Raw genomic sequence first — 20,849 nt, 5'->3', positions numbered from 1 at the left:
GCACGTCTAATTATGACACTGTCGTTTACCAAATCGAGCGAACAGGGTGGCGGTGAAACCGCGCAGCTTGCCGGTGTGGTGACGCTGGCAGCAAGGGGGGGCTTGGCGGGAGGGACGGCGTCAGCGGAGGAGGGGGGCATTGTCGGCTGGCGCGGGGCATCCTGCGGCTGTTCTTGGGAAGGTTCATTCAAGAGGGATGGTTGCGTGCTGGCATTGCCAGACCAGCGACGATCCAAATCGTTGTCATAAACCGACTGCACATATTCGGGGTTTACCCGTGCGGATTCCCACAATTTCACCATGACCACGCGGACCACGGTGGCGATCATGACCACCAAAGCCATGCAGCCTAGCACGGTGGCGATGGCATTGACCATGGCTTCACGACGCCGGGCGCGGCTGCGGCGTGGCGTGTCATTGTCAGCGATGCTCGGATTGGTCATGGCAAACACGCGTTGGTGGAGCCGAAGGCGGGATTTGAACCCGCGACCCTCGCATTACGAATGCGATGCTCTACCACTGAGCTACTCCGGCTTGAACGTGCGATTGAAGTCTTTGATTATATAGGGGAGGGCAAGACCTTGTCATTTGCTTTCTTTGAATGGCTGAAAAAATCATTGGACCGAAGTGTGGATGGGATGTCTCCAGACCTGCCCATGGCCCCAAGTGAACGAGCTCCTTCTTGAACCCCGCGCTTTCGCTGTCATACATGACGAGATGTCCGCTCCAACCACCCCGGCGCTTCCCGGAACCCCTTATGGTGAATTCCTTGCTGAACAGGAGGAAATTCAGCGTTTGAAGTGGCTCGCCAGCGAACGCGAGGGCCATGACATCGGCTTTGAATTTGCTCTCAATGAATGGGCGCGGAATCACCGCGCGGAATGGCGTGGCATGCGCAACCAGCTTCAGCGCCAGCAGGCTTGATGCCGTGTCAGCCTGCGTGCCTGCCGGGCAACATTCCGGCCGGTTCGGCGTTATGCTTTCGCCATGATTCGCCGAATTGTTTTTTCCGGGGCGTTGCTGTCGCTGCTGTCTTTGCCGCTCCATGCCGCGTCGCGTTCCAATGTCCTGTTCATCATGGCCGATGATCTGCGGCCGGAGCTGGGCTGCTACGGCTCGGTGGCGGTGACTCCGAACCTGGATGCGCTGGCGCGTCGCGGCGTGCTCTTCAGGCGGGCTTACTGCCAGCAGGCCGTCTGCAATCCCTCGCGCTCTTCCATGCTCACTGGATTGCGTCCAGGAACACTCGGGCTGCATGTCAACGGCACGCATTTTCGTGAATTGAAACCGGATGTGATCACCCTGCCGTTGTGGATGAAAGAGCACGGTTACACCACCCGCTGCGTGGGCAAAATTTTTCACAACTGGCACACCAAGGAGCGCGGAGACCCACGTTCCTGGACCGCCCCCGAATTCCTGCACTACGCGAATCATGGCGACGACATCCCCCAGGTCAGCGGAACACTGCCGCCAAATCTGAGCACGCTTTCCAGCAACCTGCGCAAGTATGGCAAGGTGCCTATGTGCGAGTGCCGTGAGGTGCCGGACGAAGCTTATTATGATGGTCGTGTTGCCGCCGAGGCAGTCCGTGTCCTTGGTGAGGTCAAAGACAGGCCATTTTTTCTCGCTGTTGGCTTTTGGAAGCCGCATGCCCCTTTCAACGCGCCCAAAAAATATTGGGACATGTATGAGCGTGACAAGCTGCCAACACTCAATCCCGAGCGCCCTGTCGCAGCTCCTGAGATCGCCTTTCACCAGAGCACCGAGATTCTGGGTCCGCAGGAGAATCAGAAGCAGCCCACATCGGCCCAAGCGGCGGAAATGCGGCACGGCTATTTCGCCGGCATCAGCTACATGGACGCCCAGGTGGGGAAGGTCACTTCAGCTCTCGAGAAACATGGGCTGCTGGACTCCACCATGATCGTATTCTGGGGAGATCATGGCTATCACATCGGCGAACACGGATTGTGGGCCAAAACCTCGAATTTTGAGCTCGATGCCCGTGTTCCCCTCATCATTGCACCACCGCAGGCGAAGCATGCGGGGTCCAAAACCGACGCATTGGTCGAAATGATCGATCTTTTCCCCACCATCACTGCTCTTTGTGGCGTCCCGGATGCCCCTGGCCTTGAAGGCGTCAGCCTCATGCCCGTGCTGGATGATCCGCAGGCCAAAGTCAAAAACGCCGCTTTTACCCAACATCCGCGTCCCGCTTATCCGGACCGCACCCAGCGCGGAAGGCCAGAGGCGATGGGTGTGAGTGTCCGCACCGCAACCTTGCGGTACACCGAGTGGAGGAACTTTGACACTGGGGCCGTCCTTGCCCGCGAGCTTTACGATCACACCGGCGACAACGCAGAGCTATTCAACGTGATCGACCACCCGGAGGATGCTGCCGCCCTCGAATCAGCCCGACGTTTGCTGCACGACCAGTTCCCTCTCAAACCTTGATGAACAACCCAGTCTTCAAAAAAGCTCAACTTAGTGGTTGCCAAACACGTCCAGATTTTGTTAATCATATGGAAGCAGCATGAAAAATCGCTTTTTACTCCTCGCCGTCACCGCTCTGGCACTTTCCAGCACCGCTTTTGGAGACATCCAGTCTCCTCCCGGACATCACTTCACCTGGAGCCGGAAGCTCAGTCGTGGTGTGGGCAACATACTGTTCGGCTGGTTGGAATACCCCACGACATGGCGCAAAAGCAACCAGTCTGATGGTGCGATTGCCGCTGCTTCAGATTTTTTTATTGAGGGCACCAAGCGTACTCTAGTGAGAGCAGTGTACGGTGTTTATGAGACCGCAACTTTCCCAGTGCCGAGCTGGAAGCTGACCTACCGCCCGCCATATCATCACAAGGAAGTGTTGGACAACTGGTGGGGCTACACTGAGTTCCCGCCGGAGCTTGGTTTCCGTTCTGAAATTCCTTATTCAAGTTCCCAAGGCTGGTAATAGTCAGATAGTCATTTTCAAGGGCGCAGGCTGGCAACAGTCTGCGCCTTTTGTTTGCAAAGCGTGCCGCCTGCTGGCAAGAAAGCCGCTCCCCATGCCTGAAGTTCATCAGATCGACATCCATCACGTCGCCAAACTGGCGCGACTCTCCCTCACCGACGACGAGGCGAAGCGCTACGAATCGCAGCTCGACGGCATCCTCACCTACATCGACACGCTGACGCGTTACAATCTCGATGGCGTCGAGCCAACGGCGCATGCGATGCCGGTGTTTGATGTTCTGCGTGCGGATGAGGCCCGCCCCGGCTTCACGCAGGAGCAGGCGCTTTCCAATGCCCCCAAACGCACCGCCGACCAGTTCCAGATATCCAAGGTGATCGAGTAACGCCTCCTTTTTTCCGCTCTGATCCATGCTTGCCTCCTCCACCATCGCCACCCTGCGCAAACGCATCACCTCTGGTGAAATCACGCCGCGTGACATCGTCCTGGATGTCGCCAAAGCCATCGAGTCGCGCAATGCAGAGATCGGGGCTTATTTGTCATGGGATGTCGAAGCTGCGCTCGCCGAAGCGGACCGTGCGGATATATCGAAGCCGCTGGGCGGCATTCCCATCGGCGTGAAGGACAACATGAACGTCACCGGCCAGCCCTGCACCTGTGGTTCGCGCATTTTGAATGAGAATTACACTTCTCCCTACGATGCGGGGGCGATCCAGCGGCTTCGCGCCAGTGGTGCCGTCCCGTTTGGGCGGCTGAACATGGATGAGTTTGCCATGGGATCGAGCACGGAGAACTCCGCCCTTGGCGTCACGCGCAATCCGCGTGATCTCTCGCGGGTTCCTGGCGGTTCGAGTGGTGGCAGTGCGGCGGCGGTTGCCGGTGATCTCGCCATCGCAGCCCTTGGTTCTGACACGGGCGGTTCCATCCGCCAGCCTGCGGCCTTGTGTGGCTGTGTGGGCATCAAACCGACCTATGGCCGTGTTTCGCGCTTCGGACTCGTCGCGTTTGCCTCCTCACTCGACCAAATCGGACCCGTGACCAAGACCGTCGAGGATGCCGCCCTGCTTTTAAATTATCTCTGCGGTTACGATGCACATGACTCGACTTCCTTGAATGTCGAAGTGCCTGATTTTACGGCGGCGATTGGCCGGGACATCAAGGGGCTGCGCATCGGTCTGCCCAAGGAATATTACATCAGTGGTATTCACGCAGGCGTTTCAGCCAGCGTCCAGGCTGCGATCCACCAGCTCGAATCCCTCGGTGCCATCATCGAGGAGATCAGTCTGCCGCATACGGAACTCGGTGTGGCGACGTATTATGTGCTCGCTCCGGCGGAGGCTTCGGCCAATCTCGCCCGTTTCGACGGCGTACGCTACGGCCACCGCAACGGCAGTGCAGGGGATTTGATGGAGCATTATATGCTCTCACGTGCGGAGGGTTTTGGTCCCGAGGTGAAGCGGCGCATTCTGCTGGGGACCTACGTGCTCAGCTCCGGCTACTACGACGCCTATTACATCCGCGCTCAGAAAGCCCGCACGCTGATCCGCAATGACTTCACGGAGGCATTCAAGAAAGTCGATGTGATCGTCTCGCCCACCAGCCCGATGCCTGCGCACAAGCTCGGCGAACTCAAGGATAATCCGTTGGCCGCCTATCTTGAAGACGTGTTCACCATCCCTGTCAATCTTGCCGGCCTCCCTGGCATCAGCGTTCCCTGTGGCAATGTTGATGTGGAGGGCTGTGCGCTGCCCGTCGGGCTGCAAATCGTCGGCAAGGCGCTTGATGAAGCCACCGTCCTGCGTGTAGCGCACACATTGGAGCAGTCTCGTTGACTCAGCGAGTGAATAAAATGCGTCACGCTGATTGACAAAATCACTCACTCGTTTAGTCTCGTGGCCCGCTGCTTCCAAGCAGTGGAAACTGGTCAAGGATAACGCACCCGTAGCTCAACGGATTAGAGCATCTGACTACGGATCAGAAGGTTAGAGGTTCGAATCCTCTCGGGTGCGCCACTCATTATCAATAAATTGGGTGGATTTTATGATGCGATTAAATTAACACGTGGACACTTTCTGACTTTATCGTTGGCTCATTTTTGTCGGTGTAATCCCAGACTCTGATTCTACGACGACTTAGACAAGTGGCGGCCTCTAGCGAGGTGTTGCAGTACGCCATGATGTCGGCTTTCAGGTAGCCGGGCTGGGTGATGTCCCAGTGGTCGGTGCCGACGGGGATATGCTGCTGGAGCAAGAGGCCGGGCTTTGTCCCTCAGCGTCCGCCATTTGCTCACCGCCCCACCCAGCCTGCATGCGCGTTCAACAGCTTGATGGTGTGCTTGCGGCTGTAACCAAACTTGCCCACAGATCTCATCAATCATGCACGTGTGGCCTTGCCGTCCATGCCCGGCATCTCTTCTCGATGTTTTTTTGACTCATGGACATCGACTTGGGTTGCCGATGTCATGGCTTTTGAGATAACAGATGCCTCACAAAACACGGAGCAAGTTCTTGCCACCAAATTTCGACTCGCTAGGATTCCCGGCTTTACCAGCCCCGGACCAACCACCCGACATCAACCACACATGCCTCCATCCTTCCTGCTGCAAAACGGAATCGCCCTTTCGATCGCCCTGGCCATCGTGGGTCTCGTGTTCGCTCTGATCCTGATCCGTAAAGTCGTGGGATCTGATGCTGGCAACGAAAAGATGCATGCCATCGCCAGTGCGATTCAACAGGGGGCGAAGGCCTACCTCAATCGTCAGATCATGGCTGTGAGCCTCATCGCGGTGATTATCTTCGCGGCGATCTGGTATCTGCGTGATGGTCTGACCGCCGCAGGATTTGTGGTGGGGGCTTTGTGCTCCCTGGCTGCCGGTTACATTGGCATGATGGTCGCGGTGCGTGCCAATGTGCGCACGGCGCAGGCGGCATCAGTCAGCAGTCACTCGGCGCTGAAAGTGGCCTTCAACGGCGGTGCAGTGACGGGCTTGCTCGTGGTGGCGCTCGGCCTGCTCTCGGTTGGCGTGTTCTATCTGATCGTCAAGGGCATGACACACGGCTCCGTGAACGCCGGCAAGCATGCGATTGACTCCCTCGTCGGCCTAGCGCTGGGCAGCTCACTCATCAGCGTATTCGCCCGTCTCGGCGGCGGTATTTACACGAAGGCGGCGGACGTTGGCGCGGACCTTGTGGGCAAGAACGAACAGAATTTGAATGAAGACGATCCTCGCAATCCGGCGACCATCGCCGACAACGTGGGCGACAACGTGGGCGACTGTGCAGGCATGGCGGCGGACGTGTTTGAAACGTATGCGGTGAGCCTGATTGGCGGCGTGCTCGTGGGGCATCTGACCGTGGGAACCGATGCGGCCGTGATTTATCCCTTTGTGCTTTGCGGACTGGCCATCATCGCCTCATTGATCGGCATCGGCTGGGTGAATTTTGTGAAGCAGGAGGCGACGGCGGCTCTTGTGTGTGGTGTGGTGGTTTCCGGCATCATCGCCTCCGCCTTGTTTTGGTGGGCCACCTCCTCGATCTTCGGCGCTTCGCTCAAGATCGGCAGTCTCGACGTACCCAGCGTGAATATCTTCTACTGCGCGGCCATCGGCCTGATCATGACGCTGCTTGTCGTGTGGATCACGAACTACTACACCAGCACCCATCACAAGCCGGTGCGCATGATCGCGAAGGCCTCTGAAACCGGTCACGCCACGAACATCATCGCGGGCATCAGCATTGGGAATCAAGCCACGCTGCTGCCTGTGCTTGCCATCACCGCCTCGATTTGGTGCTGCTTTGATCTCGCGGGGCTGTATGGCATCGCGATTGCCGTCGTTTCGATGCTGAGCCTTTCCGGCATCATCATCTCTCTCGACGCGTTTGGTCCGATCACCGATAACGCGGGCGGTATCGCCGTCATGTCTGGGCTGCCTGAAAGTGTACGCAAGATCACCGACGAGCTCGACGCTGTGGGCAACACCATGAAGGCGGTGACCAAGGGCTACGCCATCGCCAGCGCCGGTTTGGCTGCCATGGTGCTCTTCGGCTCGTATGTCGAGGATTTGCAGGCCTTCGTTGGTCACAAGGTAAGCTTTGACCTGATGGATCACCGGGTCGTCATCGGCATGTTCATCGGCGGCCTGCTGCCATTCCTCTTCACCTCCTTCTGCATGAGTGCCGTGGGCAACGCCGCAGGTGCCGTCGTGCTCGAAGTGCGCCGCCAGATCACCGCGAAGCCTGGCATTCTCAATGGCACTGATATTCCTGATTATGCGCAGTGCGTCGGCATCGTCACCAATGCCGCACTGCGTCAGATGATTCTTCCAGCGCTGCTGCCGCTGGTTTTCGTGATTGGCATGGCCTACGTCGGCATGGAGGCGCTCGGCGGAGTACTCATCGGCACGATTGTCACCGGTTTGTTCCTCGGCATCTCGATGACCAGCGCCGGTGGGGCTTGGGACAATGCGAAGAAATACATTGAGGAAGGCAACCACGGCGGCAAAGGCAGCTTTGCGCACCAGTCCGCCGTCACCGGCGACACTGTGGGAGATCCCTACAAAGACACCGCCGGACCTGCCGTGAATCCGATGATCAAGGTGGTGAACATCCTCGCCATCCTCATCATCCCGATCATCTTCAAGAAATAGCCGCGTGGCAGTCTGGAATCAGCGTTTGATTCCGTGCGGCGTGGAAGCACTATAAGCCTTCACGTGACAGCCCAAAACGCCCAATCCGACAAGAACCTGCGCATCGCCATCACCGGCTCCTTGGTGGTGCATGCGCTGCTGTTCTTGGTTCTGGCATGGATGTTTGCCGGGGAGGCCGCTCGCAGGCTGTGGCAGCAGGCCACGGCACAGCCGAAGGAAAAGGGGGTCACGCTGCTGTTCCCGGAACAGATCATTCCCGAACCGCCGCCGATGCTGCCGCCTCCGCCGCCAGCGCAGAAAAAAGAGATCTACATCCGCACCGCGCAGAATGAACGCTCGGAAAGCGCGCCGAAGAACGCCGCCTTCATCTCCGACCGCAACACGAAAGCCGCCACGGTCAAAGCCCCGTTTCCAGACGCCACCGAGCCGCTGCCGACCATGGACGGTCTCAAACTGCCCTCGCGCGAGCTGGCAGATCGCGATCATCGTGATGGTGAACTCAAAGATGACGCGCGTCCCAAGACACCTCAGGGGGCGCCGGCCATGCTGCAGCCGCAGCCCGCTTCGCCACCGCGTCCGCCTTCGATCGTCAAACCCAAGGATGCCGCGCCACCACCGCAGCCGGTGGTCCCGCCGCAAGCAGTCGCCAAGGCGGTGCCGGAATCGACCCCCCTGACCAAGATGATGGAGGAAGCGGACAAGGCTCTGGCCAGCGTGGACAAGCATCGTCTCTCCATCGAGGTGAAGAGGGCCGAGGCCACTTCTGACACACCACCGATGCCACAGAAACCGGAACCGCAAACGCCCCCGGCCCGCGAAACGGCGCAAGCCATGCCTGAATCGCAGCAGCAGCCGGTTCCGAAGGCTTTGCCGGTGATGGATGAGCCGACCACGCGCACCACTCGCAATCAGGATCCCAATGCGTTCACGCCGTTCACGCGCACCACGCAGACGAAGGGCACCATTTCCAATCGTGGTAGCGAGGCTGCGGTCGATGCCGAGGAATCCCCGAAAGGCCGCTACATCCGCCAGGTCACCGGCCAGGTGGAGAAGAAATGGCATCTCTATCGCCTGCTGCGGCGCGATGGCGTCACCTACGGCAGTCTTGAAATCGTCTTCTACGTCAACAAAAAAGGCAAGGTGGAGGGACTTCGCGTGGTGAATGACAAGGAGTCCAACCCGGTGCTCACCGGCTTCACTTTGCAGGCGATCCGTGATGCGGTAATTCCGCCCATTCCCGCCGATGTGATCCCCACGCTCCCGATGAATGATCAGGAGCGTCTGAAAATTGAATACAATGTCCTCATTTACTGACCTCCTCCTCGCTCCGCATTTCTTTGCAGCCGCAGACAAGGCTGCATCCTCTTCAGGCATCCAGCTCGTTTGGGATTTCCTCGCCACCGGCGGCTTCGTCATGGCGCTCATCGTCCTGTGCTCCATCGCCGCGATCACCGCCAGCATCCTCACTTGGCTGCAATTGCGCGAGCGGGTCATCATGCCGAATGCCGTCATCAGCCAGTTGCGCTCCATTCCCAATTACGCCGTCAAAGGCGACATCCGTCCCTTGCAGGACTTTCTGGAGCGTGATGGCTCCATGCTCTCCCGCCTCGGCTCCATGGCCATCAGCGGCGCTTTCACCAGCAAGCAGGAATGCCACGACGCCTGCGCCATCAAGGGGCGCGAGGAGATTCACAGGCTGGAGTCCGGCATTCCGTTGCTGGAGGTGATGGTCACCGTGGCACCACTGCTCGGGTTGCTAGGCACCACAGCCGGTCTCGTTGGCATGTTTTCTGCCTTTGGCACGGGGGGCGATGGTTCTCCTGACACCGCCGTCATCGCCCATGAGATCGGTGTGGCGCTGCGCTGCACCATTGCGGGCCTGTTCGTCGCCGTTCCCTCGGTGCTCATGCACACCTACTTCGTCCGGCGCGTCGATGCGCTGGCCGTGCGTGTCGAATCCATCATGCAGGAGACCATCCAGCATTTTTACCAGCACTTTGAGGTGCAGCGCCCGAATTCCTGATCCCTCGCCCACACCGCCGCCATGTACCTGCGCCCCCGCCGCCGTCCGGTGCCGATGATCCCCATCGTGTCGCTCATCGACATCATGGTGATCCTGCTGATCTTCTTCATCGCCACCACCACCTTCAAAAAAGAGAAGACGCAGGTGAAGATCACCCTGCCTGAGTCCAAGTCACTTGGCGGGGCCACGCAGGCTCCTGAATCACGCATCGCCATCAGCATCACCAAGGAGCAGAAAATCTTCCTCGACGGCAAACCCGTCGGTCTCGACAAGCTTGCCATTGCCATCACCTCGCTGAAGGACGCCAAGCCGGGCATGAAGCTCGAACTCCAGGCCGACACCACCGCCGCGCTCGGCGTTCTCGTCAAAGTCTGGGATGCGCTGCGTGAAGCCGGTTACAGCATCAATGACGTGCCGGCGCGCATTCAGCGTGCACCGGGTTCGTAACCGGGTTCACCAGAACGCGGTTACCTCTTTGCCTTCGTGTATTTCACGTATGGCTCAAATTTGTAGTGCGTCGGTTTGATGATGCCACGTTTGCCGAAGATGGTCGTCGCGCTTTGATCAGCCTCGAAGCCCGGATGGCCGTGCCAGGCCCATTGCCAGCCTTCATTGGCGATGAACAGGCCGCCGCGCTCATGACCGTCACGAAGGATGCCGGTGGTGGTCTTCAAACGTTCGGGTGCCACGTAATAGATTCCCGTCGGCGATTGTGCCTCCGCCTGATACAGACCGGCGGGGAGTATGAATTTACCATCGTTGTGTGTGCATTCCACCGCTTCGGCCACAACGATGCCCGGCGTTCCCGCTGGACAGCGCTCCAACTCGAAGGGAGCACACGAAATCATCACACAAGGAGCAAGGAGGCAGAGCAGCAGGTGTTTCATAGCCGGTGGTGGTTGGAAGTGGTGGAGCTAAGGGGATTCGAACCCCTGACCTTCTCATTGCGAACGAGACGCTCTACCAACTGAGCTATAGCCCCATGTGTTAAACAGGTCCGATGAGCAGGACGGCCTCGTCGTGCGTCGAACTGTTGGCGATTATGGGGTGTTCAATCATTCCGGCAAGCTGATTTGTCGGTGTTTGGAGAGGAACGAAAAGGTTTCGTTGCAACGCGGGCTATCAACAGATCCACAGGCATGTCAGCGGTCCTTCCGAGTGGACCGTGTCGCTCAGAGCAGCGCCAGAACGGCCTCCAGATGCTGTTCCGGCTTCACCTTCTCAAGGATGGCGGCGATCTTGCCGTCCTTGTCGATCACAAACGTGCTGCGCTCGGTGCCCATGTATTTTCTACCATACAGGCTCTTCTCCACCCACACGCCGTAGGCGTTCACGATTTGCCGGCCCTCATCGGCGATGAGCGGGAAGGGGAGCACATGCTTTTGGATGAATTTCGCATGGCTCTTGATCGAGTCCGTGCTCACCCCGAACAGCAGCGCCTTCTTGGAAATCTGTTTCCAGCCATCGCGCAACCCGCAGGCCTGCTTCGTGCAGCCCGGCGTGTCATCCTTGGGATAGAAGTAGAGCACCACACTCCTGCCTTTGAGCTGGCTTAATGTCACGTTGTCACCTGCCAGATGGCTGCCGCCGATGACGGGCGCGGTAAAGTCGGGTGCTTTGGAGTTGAGTGCAGGTTTGCTCATGGCACCGATTTACGCCGCTTCAGGCGCCATGGATGCCCAGCGCATGCGCCATCGTCTGCACGAAGCTGTAAAACAGCCACACATAAAACGCCCAGCCGATGGCGATGAACAGCACGATCATCGCGAACAGGATGGCGAGGCTGGCGTAGAAGCGCAGCGTGCTGCGCTTCACCTGGTCCTTCTGGCCGGCCTGCCAGGTGGTGAGGAGGCGCAGATTACGGGTGTTGGATTTGAAGAACGCCGAAGCGGCGGCACCCAGGCCTGGGACGAGGCCGATGAGAAAGTTGATACCCATGTTCAATGCCATGCGCAGGAAGACCGGGATGGAGACGCCGCTGCGCAGTGCATCGAGCAGGATGATGACGCCCGCGCCCGAGGCCACGGTGTCGCCGACGCCGGGAATCAGCGCGAGGATGGGATCGAGGCCGATTTTGAAGTTGGTGCCCGGAATGCGCAGCAGCTCGTCGAGATACTTCGCGAGGATGCGTGCCGTGGCCCTCTCGGTGGGATCTTTGCTGGCCGCCAGCCTCGCCGCGATGGGGTTGAGTGGTGGCGGCACCACTTCATCCACTTTGAGTTCTGGAGTCGGAAGAGGCATGGCGAGCTGGATGCTGGAATCGAGATTCTAGGATCGAGTGTCCAGCATCTAGGACTTGCTGGGCAGATCGACGAGCATCTGGGCGTTGCTGGGGTAGCGTTCGAGCAGGGAGATGACGCGCTGGATGGCCTCGATGGGCTTGTGGCCGGCGAGACCGCGGCGCAGCATGTGGATCTTGTCGAGCTGGAAGGTCTGGAGCAGCAGTTCCTCGCGGCGGGTGCCGGATTTGAAGATGTTCACGGCAGGGAAAACGAACTGCTCGGCGATCTTGCGGTCGAGCACGAGCTCCATGTTGCCGGTACCCTTGAACTCCTGGAAGATGAGGTCGTCCATGCGGCTGCCGGTTTCGACCAGCGCGGTGCCGAGGATGGTGAGCGAGCCGGCGGTGCGCGTGTTGCGCGCGGCGGCGAACAGACGGCGCGGAATCTCCAGCGCGCCGACACCAACGCCGCCGCTCATGGTGGCGCCGCTCTTCGCGGTGTTGTTGAAGGCGCGGGCCATGCGCGTGATGGAGTCCATGAGCATGAAGACGTGCTCGCCGCATTCGACGAGGCGCTTGGCGCGCTCGATGGCGAAGGCTGCGATGCGCGTGTGGCTTTTCACGTCCTGGTCATTGTTGCTGGCGAAGATTTCGGCCATGGGCAGGATGCGCTTGAACTCGGTGACTTCTTCGGGACGCTCATCGACGAGCAGGATCATCAGATGCACGCCAGGATGGTTTTCAGCAACGGCCTCGGCGATGTGCTGGAGCATGGTGGTCTTGCCCGCACGTGGCGGGGCGACGATCAAACCACGCTGGCCGCGTCCGACGGGCGTCATCATGTCGATGACACGCGTGGTGAGGCGGTCTTTGCCGGTCTCAAGCTGGTAGCGCTTGTTGGGATTCACGGCCTTGAGTTCTTCGAACAAGGGCAGGTCGCGCATCAAATGAGGATTGCGTGCGTTGACCTCGGTGACTTCGGTAACCTGCGGCCCGCGGCTGCCTTTGCACTGCACGCCGTTGATGTGCATGCCTTCGCGCAATCCGTATTTGCGGATGAACTCGGGCGCGATGAATGCGTCCTGCGGATGCTGGGCAAACGAGCGGTCCCGCTGGCGCAGGAAGCCGTAGCCCTTGGGGGACATTTCGAGAATGCCATTGGCAGGCTCCGGCGGCCCGAGCGGCTTCTCTGGCTCAGGTTCGTGGTGCTGGATGCCCTGGGCCTGATGATGCGGCGCTTCACGCTCACGATGGCCGCCATTCGGGCTGTTTTGTCCGCTCGGCTCGCGGCCGGAACGACGCTGGGCGTCACGCTCGGCGCGGCGCTGTTTCCAGCGTTCAAACTTGGCCTTGCGCCGCTCCTTGGCCGTCATGGGACGGGGCTTGCCATTTTCATCGAGAACCATGTAGCGCGGAAGGCCGGATTCACCGCCAGAGGCGTCTGACGCGTTGTCCTCGTTCTCCTGCTCGTCATCAGCATCCTCATTTTGCGCGACGGCTTGCGGTGCTGTGGCGGGTGCAGGGGCCGCAATGACGGGCGGCGGGGCTTCGACGACCGGAGGGGCAGGGACGACCACCGGTGCTGGAACCGCAGTCACTTCTGCAGGGGCTTCGATTTCAACAGCGGCGACTTCGGGCGCTTCGATTTCCGCAGGCTTCTTCTTCGCGGTCTTACGTGCCACTTTGGCCGCAGGCTTTTTCACAGCGGCTTTTTTTGCAACGGCTTTTTTGACCGGTGCTTTGCGCTTGGGTTTGGTTTCTGCGACCTCGGCAATGAGTTCTTCGGACATAAAAGGGAAAAAGAGGAAAGGGTTAGTCGAGCTGGTCGGCGATGGCGTCGTCGATCTCGAAATTGGCGTGGATGTTTTGCGAATCGTCGTAGTCGTCGAGGATGTCGTAGAGGCGGATCAGGGACTTGGCGGTGTCCACGTCGCTGATGGTGACGGTGGTCTGCGGCTGATAGATGAGGTTTTGCGCGCGCGGGGTAAGACCTTTTTCGCGCAAGGCGCTGCCGACCTGAAACAGTTGGTCGGTGGCGGTATAGATGGTCCAGTCGTCGCTATCTTCCTGGATGTCCTCGGCACCGGCTTCGAGCGCCTGCTCGATGACTTGATCTTCCGTGGCGGCGGCTTTATCGAGGCGGATCTCGCCGCGGCGCTTGAAGAGATAAGCCACGCTGCCGGCATCGGCAAAGGTGCCGTTGTTCTTGGAGAGCAAGGTGCGGATGTCGTTGGCGGAGCGATTACGGTTGTCGGTGACGATCTCGATCATCATGGCGACGCCTCCAGGGGCGTAGGCCTCATAAAGGATTTCTTCGAGCTGGGCTCCCGCAAGTTCACCGGTGCCCTTTTTGATGGCGCGGTCGATATTGTCGTTGGGGACGTTGGCAGCGCGCGCGGCGAGGATGGCGCTGCGCAGACGCGCATTGGCGTCGGGGCTGCCGCCACCGTGCTTGGCGGCGAGGGTGATTTCTTTGGCAAGCTTGCTGAAAGCATTGCCGCGTTTGGCATCCACAATGGCTTTGCCACGCTTGATCTTGGACCATTTATTGTGGCCAGCCATGATGGGGAACGATGTCGGTTAAGGCAACGTGCGGCGCGGCCAGGACGGCGGCCATTCGTGCGAGGGATTGGAATTGTGGATGTGAAAAGCGGCCTTGCCGCGGTGTGTTCCGGGAGAAATGACGGCCACGCAACGAGTGCGGAGTCGCGTTTCATCAGCACGAGGGCTGGAGAAACTTCGGCAAGCCTGCCGGGAACAACACCAAGTGTTCACCAGATTGAGAGAATCTGGAACGGGCAGGAGTGTGTGGGAGAGCAGGCTGTCTTGCAAGATGTTTTTCATCTAGTGCATCAAGAATCAGGCTGAAGAGGCGTATTCGGAGCGTGATTGCGCGCCTCACAGCCTGGATCTGCCTGCCCGTCCTGGCGACGGCCGCCTTACCGTCGGCGGAACCGTTGTGGTCGCTACAGCCGTTCGCGTTGCAACCCGTGCCGGTCGTGAAGCAACCGGATTGGACGCGCTCGCGCGTGGATCATTTTATTCTGGCGCGGCTGGAACGGGAGCAACTCACGCCGAATGGTGATGCGGAGCCGCTGACGCTGCTGCGTCGTGTGTACTTTGATTTGATCGGCCTGCCGCCGCCGCTGGAGGAGATCGAGGGCTTTGAGATGTCGAAGTTCGCCGCTGTGGTCGATCAACTGCTGGCATCGCCGGAGTTTGGCGCGCGCTGGGGCCGCCACTGGCTGGATGTAGCGCGCTATGCGGAGACCAGCGGCAACACGCGCAACATGGCCTACGTGCTGGCATGGCGTTATCGGAACTATGTGGTGCGTGCGTTGAATCGCGACACGCCGTTTGATGAATTCATCCGCGAGCAGATCGCGGGCGATCTGCTGCCAGCGGCGAGTGATCCTGTGCGGCGGGATGATCAATTGCTGGCAACGGGCTTTCTGAATGTCGGTGTAAAGTCGCTCGGCGAGCAGGACAAGGATCTCTACGACATGAATGTGGCCGATGATCAGATCGACGCGACCTGTCATGCGTTTCTGGCCTTGAGCGCAAATTGCGCGCGCTGTCACGACCACAAGTTCGACCCCATCCCAACTGCCGACTATCACGCGCTGGCGGGAATCTTTCGCAGCACGCAGAACCTTTCAGGCGTGCAGACCAACAACGTGCTCAAGGAGGCGGAGGCGATGCCGCTGGGCAAAGACGGCATGCAGCGTCTTACGGCGGTGAAGCAGCACGAAAAGGACATCGCCGACATGCAGAAGGACTATGTGGAAGTGGCGAAGAAGCGCAGCACGGTGCGTGAGGAGCTGATCAAAGCCGGCATTGATCCCGCCAAGAAGCCAGCGGCGATGCCGAAGGAGATGGCGGAGAAAATGGCCACGCTCGGCGTGCTCGAACAAGACGTGGCCGCATGGCAGAAGAAGCTCGCGGAGAAGCAAAAAAGCGCGCCCATGCCGCCACCGCTCGGTATGTCCGTGCGTGATGGTGAAACGCCCATCGACTGCCCCGTGTTCGACAAAGGTGAGATCAAGAAGCCGCTCGCGCCTGTGAAGCGCGGTGCTTTGTCGGCCATTCCGGTCAAGCTGGCGCCCATCGGCCCAAAAGAGAGCGGGCGTCGTCAACTCGCTGACTGGATCGCGAGTCCGCAGAATCCGCTCACGGCCCGCGTGATCGTGAACCGCGTGTGGTTGCATGTGTTTGGCCGTGGATTGGTTGATTCACCCGATGATTTTGGCAAAATGGGCATGAAGCCTTCGCATCCTGAGTTGCTGGATGATCTGGCGGCAAGGTTTGTGAAGGAGGGATGGTCGATCAAGGGTCTGATTCGTGAATTGGTGCTCTCGAGAACCTACCAGATGAGTTCCAGCACACGATCCGATGCGGCGCTGGCCCAAGATCCGTCAAATCTCCTGCTCTGGCGTGCGAATCGAAAGCGCCTCGAAGCTGAACCACTACGCGATGCGATGCTTCATCTTGGCGGCACGTTGGATCTGACGCCGCGTGAAGGATCGCCGATTGCTGACAAGGCGCAGGCAATCACGCCGCAGGGACGCGAGGTGGGGAGGAAACATTTTCTCAACGACCTCAGGGATGACACCACACACCGGAGCATCTACCTGCCCATCGTGCGAGGAGCGCAGTTGCCGATGATGCAATGCTTCAACGCGGCTGATCCCGGCCTCGTCATTGGCGGACGCTCCGCCAGCATCACGCCGGTGCAATCGTTGCTGTTGATGAACAGCGATCTGGTGATGAAGCAGGCTGAAGGCTTTGCGAAACGAGTCGCCGGGCAGTCTCTTGAAGATCGAATCGAACGCATTTGGAAGATGGCCTGCTGCCGCGAACCGACGGAGCGGGAGATTCAGACACTGCGTGGCTTCATCATGGCCTCTGGAGACAACACTGAGGGCTGGAGGCAGCTTTGCCACGCCGTGATGCAAAGCGGGGAGTTTCAGACCGTTTACTGACGCATTGATGAACGCCGCACTCACACGCCGTCACCTGCTCAGCGCTTCGGGCGCAGGTTTCGGCATGCTGGCGTTGAAGGGATTGTTTGGAAGCAACGCGCAAGCGGGGATGGTGAATCCGTTGGTGCCGACAAAGACACATTTTCCGGCACGGGCGAAGCGGGTGATTTTTTTGTTCATGCAGGGCGGGCCGTCACAGGTGGACACATTTGATTTCAAGCCGGCACTGACGAAGCAGCACGGCAAACCGGTGGCGAAGGACAGCCCGACGGTGTTCTACCAGTCACCGTGGCAGTTCAAACCGCGCGGGCAGAGCGGGATGCTGGTTTCGGACCTGCTGCCGAATATTGCGCGGCATGCGGATGATCTGTGCGTGATCAATTCGATGCACACAGACCACAATGCCCATCCGCAGGCCATTTTGCAGATGAACACGGGCAGTTTCGCGTTCACACGGCCGAGTGTCGGCGCGTGGTGCGTGTATGGGCTGGGAACGGAGAATCAAAACCTGCCGGGCTTTGTGACGATCAACCCCGCGTTCTCCGGCGGTGGGCCGGTGAAGTATGGCAGTGCGTTTTTGCCGTCGGTGTGCGCGGGAACGCCGATCGGGCAGGGTGGTGGAGCGAGTGCAACGGCACCGGAGACACCGCTGAAGGACATCCAGCTTCCGTTCATGAAAAACTCGCGCATGGATGTGGCGGCGCAGCGGAGGCAGCTTGATTTGGTGCAGGCGCTGAACCGGCAGAAACTGTCCCAGGATGGCAGCAATGAGGCGCTGGAGGGTTTGATCACTTCGGCGGAACTCGCTTTCAACATGCAGCGTGAGATGCCGGAGGTGATGAACCTCAATCAGGAGAGTGTGGCGACGCAGGAGATGTATGGCATCGGCGATGGGAAGCCGACGGATCAGATCGGGCGTGCGTGTTTGATGGCGCGTCGGTTTGCTGAGTCGGGCGTGCGGTTCATTCAGGTGAACCACGAGTTTTGGGATGATCACACGGACATTTTCACCGGTCATCCGAAGCATGCACTGGAGACGGATCAGCCGGTGGCGGCGCTGCTGACGGATCTGAAGCAACGCGGGTTGCTGGAGGACACGCTGGTGCTCTGGGGCGGTGAGTTTGGCCGTCCGCCGCTGCTAAACAAGAACAAGGGCCGCGATCACAACAACGTGGGTTTCACGATGTGGATGGCTGGTGGTGGAGCGAAGCCGGGCATCCGGTTTGGCAGCACGGACGAAACAGGCGCGAAGGCGGAGCAGGACAAGGTGCATCTGCACGATCTGCACGCGACGATGCTCCATCTGCTGGGACTGAATCATGAAAAACTCACGTATCGCTACGCGGGCCGCGATTTCCGCCTCACGGATGTGTTTGGCGAGGTGAAGCGCGGATTGATCGCCTAGCGCGAACTTTTCTTGGTGCTCTTCGTGGCGGGCTTGTCTGCCTGAGCCGGCTTCTCCTCGATCTTGTCGTCAAGTTTCAGCACTTTCGGTGGCGTGGGAGCAGGACCATCCCAGAGGAAGTGTTCGAGGCGGATCTTGGTGGCGCGTTCACGTGCTTCAGCAGCACGATCCCCCGGCCGCTGGGCGATCTGTTCCGCCAGACGTGCCGCAGCCTCCCACTGGCGCGAGGCTTCGAGGAGATCGACGCCGAAGAAGCCTGCCTTGGAAAACCACACGTAGTCCGCCGGACTTGCGGGCGGCGTCATGTCGGCGGCGCGCAGCACGTTATAACAGGCTTCGAGCGCCTCGGTGTCGCGTTTGGCATCGTGATGCGCCGAGGCGAGCGTGAATCCGGCTCGCGCCTTCCACATGAAGGGCAGCGAATGGTCGGCGAGAAATTCATCGAGCAGGTCGGCGGCGGCATCCAGGCGCACGGGCTCGGTTTTGCCAAGCAGCAGCAGTACTTCCGCCTTTTCGCAGATGGTCATGCGCCGTTGTTCAGGGTCGAGGGATTTCATGGCCAGAACCTTGTCCAGGGCCGCAATGGCGGGCGCGTGATTGCCCTGAAGGCGTTCGGACAAGGCCTGCTGCCGCCGTGCTGCCACGGCGAGCGGCCCGCTCTTTTGCGCGAGTTCCTCCCAGATCGCGAGCGCTCTGATGCGGCCTTCCGCGCTCATCACCGAGGATGCGGACATGGCGGCGAAGTAGAGCGCGGTCTCCGCGTGCGGCGTGTCGGGGTAATCACGTGCGATGATCTCGAACTCGGTGCGGGCGTTGGCAAAGTCTTCGAGCCGGTAATGGGCGCTGGCGATTTTCATGCGAACCTCCGTTAGCAGGGCGCTCTGCGGCCAGGCTTTGAGGAAAGCAGCGCCTTCGGTGACAAGAGCTTTCAAATCTCCCGCCGCATCATGCAGCCAAAGGCGTGTGTAATCCATGCGCTGCCGCTGGGCGGGCGTGAGCTCGGCGGCCGTGGCGCTTTCGAGTGTCGTCCTTGCGTCCTGGATGCGCGGTGGCACGGACAGAAGCATCCATTCGGTCAGGGCAATGCAGGCATCGGCGAAGCGCGGATGGTTTGGGTAAGCGCGGATGAAGGCGCGCAATGCCGGCTCCGCCTCAGACTTGCGTCCGGCCGCCAGGAACATGGCTTTTTCGAGTTCCAGCGTGGCGGCGGAGTCGTTGCTTTCTTTGCCAACTGCGGCGGCGTTCGTCACGATCTCGAGCTGGCCGAGGAGGCTTTGATACAAGGTGAAATCACTGGCGAGGATGGCCGTCATGGCGGCGTTGAACAGCGCACGACGGCGTTCCGTAAGCGTGGTGGCGACATTGGCCGCGTTTTGAAACAACTGCAGCGCCTGCCGATGTTCTCCTCGTCGGAACAGAATGCTGCCGGCGGCGAAATCGACCGTCGCCGAGGCGGTGCTGAACTGCTTGCGCCACGCTTCGGCGAGCGTGAGCACGCGTGCATCGATGTGGTGATCCGCATGGATTTCCATCGCCCGGCGCATCGCATCGCTGAGGCGCGGATGACCGGGATGAAGCTGGATCAGGGCTTCAAGCAGACTGACTGCCTCGTCATCGCGTTTTCCAGCGGCAAGCCACTGCGCGGTGAGATAAATCGCGTGGCCGCGAAATTCGGTGGTTGCTTCAGCGAGCGCGGGCGGCGGATCGGGCTGCTGCTGCGCTGCGTTTCCGGCGGAAAGCCAGCGCAGCACGGCTTCTGGCAAGGTGCGCGGCTCCTTGAGATTTTGATGCGCTTTATCGAGCAAAGCGAAGGCCTCCAGCCACAAACGGCTGTCCGCGGTGGCATCGAGAAACTTCAGCAGATGATCCTGCGCCTGAGCGGCCTGTTTTTGCCGCAACAAAGTCTCGGCCTGGAGCAGGATCGCCGCCTGATGCATACGTTCACCGCCACTGGTGGAGGCAAGAACGGATTGCAGGGCGTCCTGGGCGGGAATGATCTGCCCGCTTTGCAGCAAGGCGCGCGCGCGCAGGTAATGCGTGGCGGCATCTCCGGCGGTTGCGGAAAGGGCGGCTTCCGTCCTGCCTTCGTTGATACCGATCTCGGTTTGCAGCAGTTGCGCATGGTTGCGCAGCGATTCATCGGTTGAAGTCAGCAGCGGGGCGATTTCTACATGCGCGGCGGCATTGTCACCGAGGGCGGCGAGGATCTGCGCCAGCAACAGCCGGGTGCGCGGCTGTTGTGGTGATGTATCCTCTTCCGTCAAAATTTTGCGTGCCGCAGGCAGATCGCCGGCCAGAGCCAGGGCCTGGCCACGCCAGAAAGATTCGTCATTGAGATCATAGGCCTCCGCCAATGCCAGCACACGTGCGCTCTCTTCAGCACGTGTCCAAGCCTCGGCGGCAAAGGTGGCGATCTGCCGTGTCTCGACCCGCGTCCAGCCTTTGCGCTTGAGCAGACGCTCCGCCTTCACACCGGCGACCGCAGGGAGACCGTCGGCCAGCGCCTGACGGGCGGAAACATATTCAGGCGCCTCATCCAGCCCTGCCGCGAGGAGCGCTGCGGGAAGAGCGAGGAGGGTTGTGATGAAAAAAAGTCTGCGTGGCCAAGGCATGCGGCGCAGAC

General features: G+C 59.9%; 17 protein-coding genes, 3 tRNA genes and 1 pseudogene. 12 read left to right on the top strand and 9 right to left on the bottom strand.

Annotated features, from left to right (window positions below):
• Both U1A53_RS15925 and U1A53_RS15920 read right to left on the bottom strand, forming a co-directional pair.
• A pseudogene (locus U1A53_RS15925) lies at positions 1-443 on the bottom strand (hypothetical protein); the annotation flags it as partial.
• Between the two features lie 16 nt (positions 444-459).
• A tRNA-Thr gene (locus tag U1A53_RS15920) sits at positions 460-534 on the bottom strand.
• A gap of 183 nt (positions 535-717) precedes the next feature.
• Between U1A53_RS15920 and U1A53_RS15915 the strand changes: the two genes are divergently transcribed.
• From U1A53_RS15915 to U1A53_RS15870, 10 genes are all read left to right on the top strand, one after another.
• Positions 718-924, top strand: coding sequence for a hypothetical protein (locus tag U1A53_RS15915; RefSeq protein ID WP_322282445.1), 207 nt, complete (start codon positions 718-720; stop codon positions 922-924).
• A gap of 63 nt (positions 925-987) precedes the next feature.
• The gene (locus U1A53_RS15910) at positions 988-2,451 is read left to right on the top strand and encodes a sulfatase (RefSeq protein WP_322282443.1); all 1,464 of its coding nucleotides are present in this window, start codon (positions 988-990) and stop codon (positions 2,449-2,451) included.
• A gap of 79 nt (positions 2,452-2,530) precedes the next feature.
• A complete protein-coding gene (locus U1A53_RS15905) occupies positions 2,531-2,950 on the top strand; it encodes an exosortase system-associated protein, TIGR04073 family (RefSeq protein ID WP_322282442.1) in 420 nt (139 codons plus the stop codon).
• A 94-nt stretch (positions 2,951-3,044) separates the two neighbouring features.
• Positions 3,045-3,335, top strand: coding sequence for an Asp-tRNA(Asn)/Glu-tRNA(Gln) amidotransferase subunit GatC (gene gatC / locus U1A53_RS15900; RefSeq protein ID WP_322282440.1), 291 nt, complete (start codon positions 3,045-3,047; stop codon positions 3,333-3,335).
• A 25-nt stretch (positions 3,336-3,360) separates the two neighbouring features.
• Entirely contained in the window at positions 3,361-4,782 is a 1,422-nt protein-coding gene (gatA, locus tag U1A53_RS15895; protein ID WP_322282438.1) for an Asp-tRNA(Asn)/Glu-tRNA(Gln) amidotransferase subunit GatA, read from the top strand.
• Between the two features lie 103 nt (positions 4,783-4,885).
• Positions 4,886-4,962: transfer RNA gene (locus tag U1A53_RS15890), tRNA-Arg, on the top strand.
• A gap of 569 nt (positions 4,963-5,531) precedes the next feature.
• Entirely contained in the window at positions 5,532-7,595 is a 2,064-nt protein-coding gene (locus U1A53_RS15885; RefSeq protein WP_322282437.1) for a sodium-translocating pyrophosphatase, read from the top strand.
• A gap of 63 nt (positions 7,596-7,658) precedes the next feature.
• On the top strand, positions 7,659-8,909 hold the full coding sequence (locus U1A53_RS15880; RefSeq protein WP_322282436.1) for a hypothetical protein: 1,251 nt from the start codon (positions 7,659-7,661) through the stop codon (positions 8,907-8,909).
• Positions 8,893-9,618 carry a MotA/TolQ/ExbB proton channel family protein gene (locus U1A53_RS15875; protein ID WP_322282434.1) on the top strand — a complete coding sequence of 242 codons (726 nt, stop codon included), beginning with the start codon at positions 8,893-8,895 and terminating at the stop codon, positions 9,616-9,618. Before U1A53_RS15880 ends, U1A53_RS15875 begins: the two co-directional genes overlap by 17 nt.
• A gap of 21 nt (positions 9,619-9,639) precedes the next feature.
• On the top strand, positions 9,640-10,065 hold the full coding sequence (locus U1A53_RS15870) for a biopolymer transporter ExbD (protein ID WP_322282432.1): 426 nt from the start codon (positions 9,640-9,642) through the stop codon (positions 10,063-10,065).
• A 20-nt stretch (positions 10,066-10,085) separates the two neighbouring features.
• Here U1A53_RS15870 and U1A53_RS15865 read toward each other — a convergent pair whose 3' ends face one another.
• From U1A53_RS15865 to U1A53_RS15840, 6 genes are all read right to left on the bottom strand, one after another.
• Entirely contained in the window at positions 10,086-10,505 is a 420-nt protein-coding gene (locus U1A53_RS15865) for a hypothetical protein (protein ID WP_322282431.1), read from the bottom strand.
• A 19-nt stretch (positions 10,506-10,524) separates the two neighbouring features.
• Positions 10,525-10,600: transfer RNA gene (locus tag U1A53_RS15860), tRNA-Ala, on the bottom strand.
• A 190-nt stretch (positions 10,601-10,790) separates the two neighbouring features.
• Positions 10,791-11,261, bottom strand: a complete 471-nt coding sequence (locus U1A53_RS15855; protein ID WP_322282429.1) for a peroxiredoxin — start codon at positions 11,259-11,261, stop codon at positions 10,791-10,793.
• A 19-nt stretch (positions 11,262-11,280) separates the two neighbouring features.
• Positions 11,281-11,859 carry a DUF4112 domain-containing protein gene (locus U1A53_RS15850; RefSeq protein WP_322282427.1) on the bottom strand — a complete coding sequence of 193 codons (579 nt, stop codon included), beginning with the start codon at positions 11,857-11,859 and terminating at the stop codon, positions 11,281-11,283.
• Between the two features lie 48 nt (positions 11,860-11,907).
• Positions 11,908-13,629: a transcription termination factor Rho gene (rho, locus tag U1A53_RS15845; RefSeq protein WP_322282425.1), complete on the bottom strand. Its 1,722-nt coding sequence runs from the start codon at positions 13,627-13,629 to the stop codon at positions 11,908-11,910.
• Positions 13,630-13,651: 22 nt separating this feature from the next.
• Entirely contained in the window at positions 13,652-14,401 is a 750-nt protein-coding gene (locus tag U1A53_RS15840; protein WP_322282423.1) for a YebC/PmpR family DNA-binding transcriptional regulator, read from the bottom strand.
• A gap of 323 nt (positions 14,402-14,724) precedes the next feature.
• On the opposite strand from U1A53_RS15840, the gene U1A53_RS15835 reads away from it, so the two are divergent.
• The gene (locus U1A53_RS15835) at positions 14,725-16,821 is read left to right on the top strand and encodes a DUF1549 and DUF1553 domain-containing protein (protein WP_322282421.1); all 2,097 of its coding nucleotides are present in this window, start codon (positions 14,725-14,727) and stop codon (positions 16,819-16,821) included.
• A 7-nt stretch (positions 16,822-16,828) separates the two neighbouring features.
• Positions 16,829-18,226, top strand: a complete 1,398-nt coding sequence (locus tag U1A53_RS15830) for a DUF1501 domain-containing protein (protein WP_322282420.1) — start codon at positions 16,829-16,831, stop codon at positions 18,224-18,226.
• Here the strand turns inward: U1A53_RS15830 and U1A53_RS15825 are convergent.
• Positions 18,223-20,838 carry a tetratricopeptide repeat protein gene (locus U1A53_RS15825; RefSeq protein WP_322282419.1) on the bottom strand — a complete coding sequence of 872 codons (2,616 nt, stop codon included), beginning with the start codon at positions 20,836-20,838 and terminating at the stop codon, positions 18,223-18,225. The two genes, U1A53_RS15830 and U1A53_RS15825, sit on opposite strands and share 4 nt — an antisense overlap.
• Positions 20,839-20,849 lie beyond the last annotated feature (11 nt).

It is taken from the genome of Prosthecobacter sp. (assembly GCF_034366625.1).
Lineage (GTDB): Bacteria > Verrucomicrobiota > Verrucomicrobiia > Verrucomicrobiales > Verrucomicrobiaceae > Prosthecobacter.
This window is presented reverse-complemented; position numbering and strand designations above follow the sequence as displayed.

Coding starts and splice junctions, on each gene's coding strand:
- U1A53_RS15915 (WP_322282445.1), top strand. CDS start 718: ATGTCCGCTCCAACCACCCCGGCGCTTCCCGGAACCCCTTATGGTGAA.
- U1A53_RS15885 (WP_322282437.1), top strand. CDS start 5,532: ATGCCTCCATCCTTCCTGCTGCAAAACGGAATCGCCCTTTCGATCGCC.
- U1A53_RS15850 (WP_322282427.1), bottom strand. CDS start 11,859: ATGCCTCTTCCGACTCCAGAACTCAAAGTGGATGAAGTGGTGCCGCCA.
- U1A53_RS15865 (WP_322282431.1), bottom strand. CDS start 10,505: ATGAAACACCTGCTGCTCTGCCTCCTTGCTCCTTGTGTGATGATTTCG.
- U1A53_RS15870 (WP_322282432.1), top strand. CDS start 9,640: ATGTACCTGCGCCCCCGCCGCCGTCCGGTGCCGATGATCCCCATCGTG.
- U1A53_RS15910 (WP_322282443.1), top strand. CDS start 988: ATGATTCGCCGAATTGTTTTTTCCGGGGCGTTGCTGTCGCTGCTGTCT.
- rho (WP_322282425.1), bottom strand. CDS start 13,629: ATGTCCGAAGAACTCATTGCCGAGGTCGCAGAAACCAAACCCAAGCGC.
- U1A53_RS15855 (WP_322282429.1), bottom strand. CDS start 11,261: ATGAGCAAACCTGCACTCAACTCCAAAGCACCCGACTTTACCGCGCCC.
- U1A53_RS15830 (WP_322282420.1), top strand. CDS start 16,829: ATGAACGCCGCACTCACACGCCGTCACCTGCTCAGCGCTTCGGGCGCA.
- gatA (WP_322282438.1), top strand. CDS start 3,361: ATGCTTGCCTCCTCCACCATCGCCACCCTGCGCAAACGCATCACCTCT.
- U1A53_RS15825 (WP_322282419.1), bottom strand. CDS start 20,838: ATGCCTTGGCCACGCAGACTTTTTTTCATCACAACCCTCCTCGCTCTT.
- U1A53_RS15905 (WP_322282442.1), top strand. CDS start 2,531: ATGAAAAATCGCTTTTTACTCCTCGCCGTCACCGCTCTGGCACTTTCC.
- gatC (WP_322282440.1), top strand. CDS start 3,045: ATGCCTGAAGTTCATCAGATCGACATCCATCACGTCGCCAAACTGGCG.
- U1A53_RS15840 (WP_322282423.1), bottom strand. CDS start 14,401: ATGGCTGGCCACAATAAATGGTCCAAGATCAAGCGTGGCAAAGCCATT.
- U1A53_RS15875 (WP_322282434.1), top strand. CDS start 8,893: ATGTCCTCATTTACTGACCTCCTCCTCGCTCCGCATTTCTTTGCAGCC.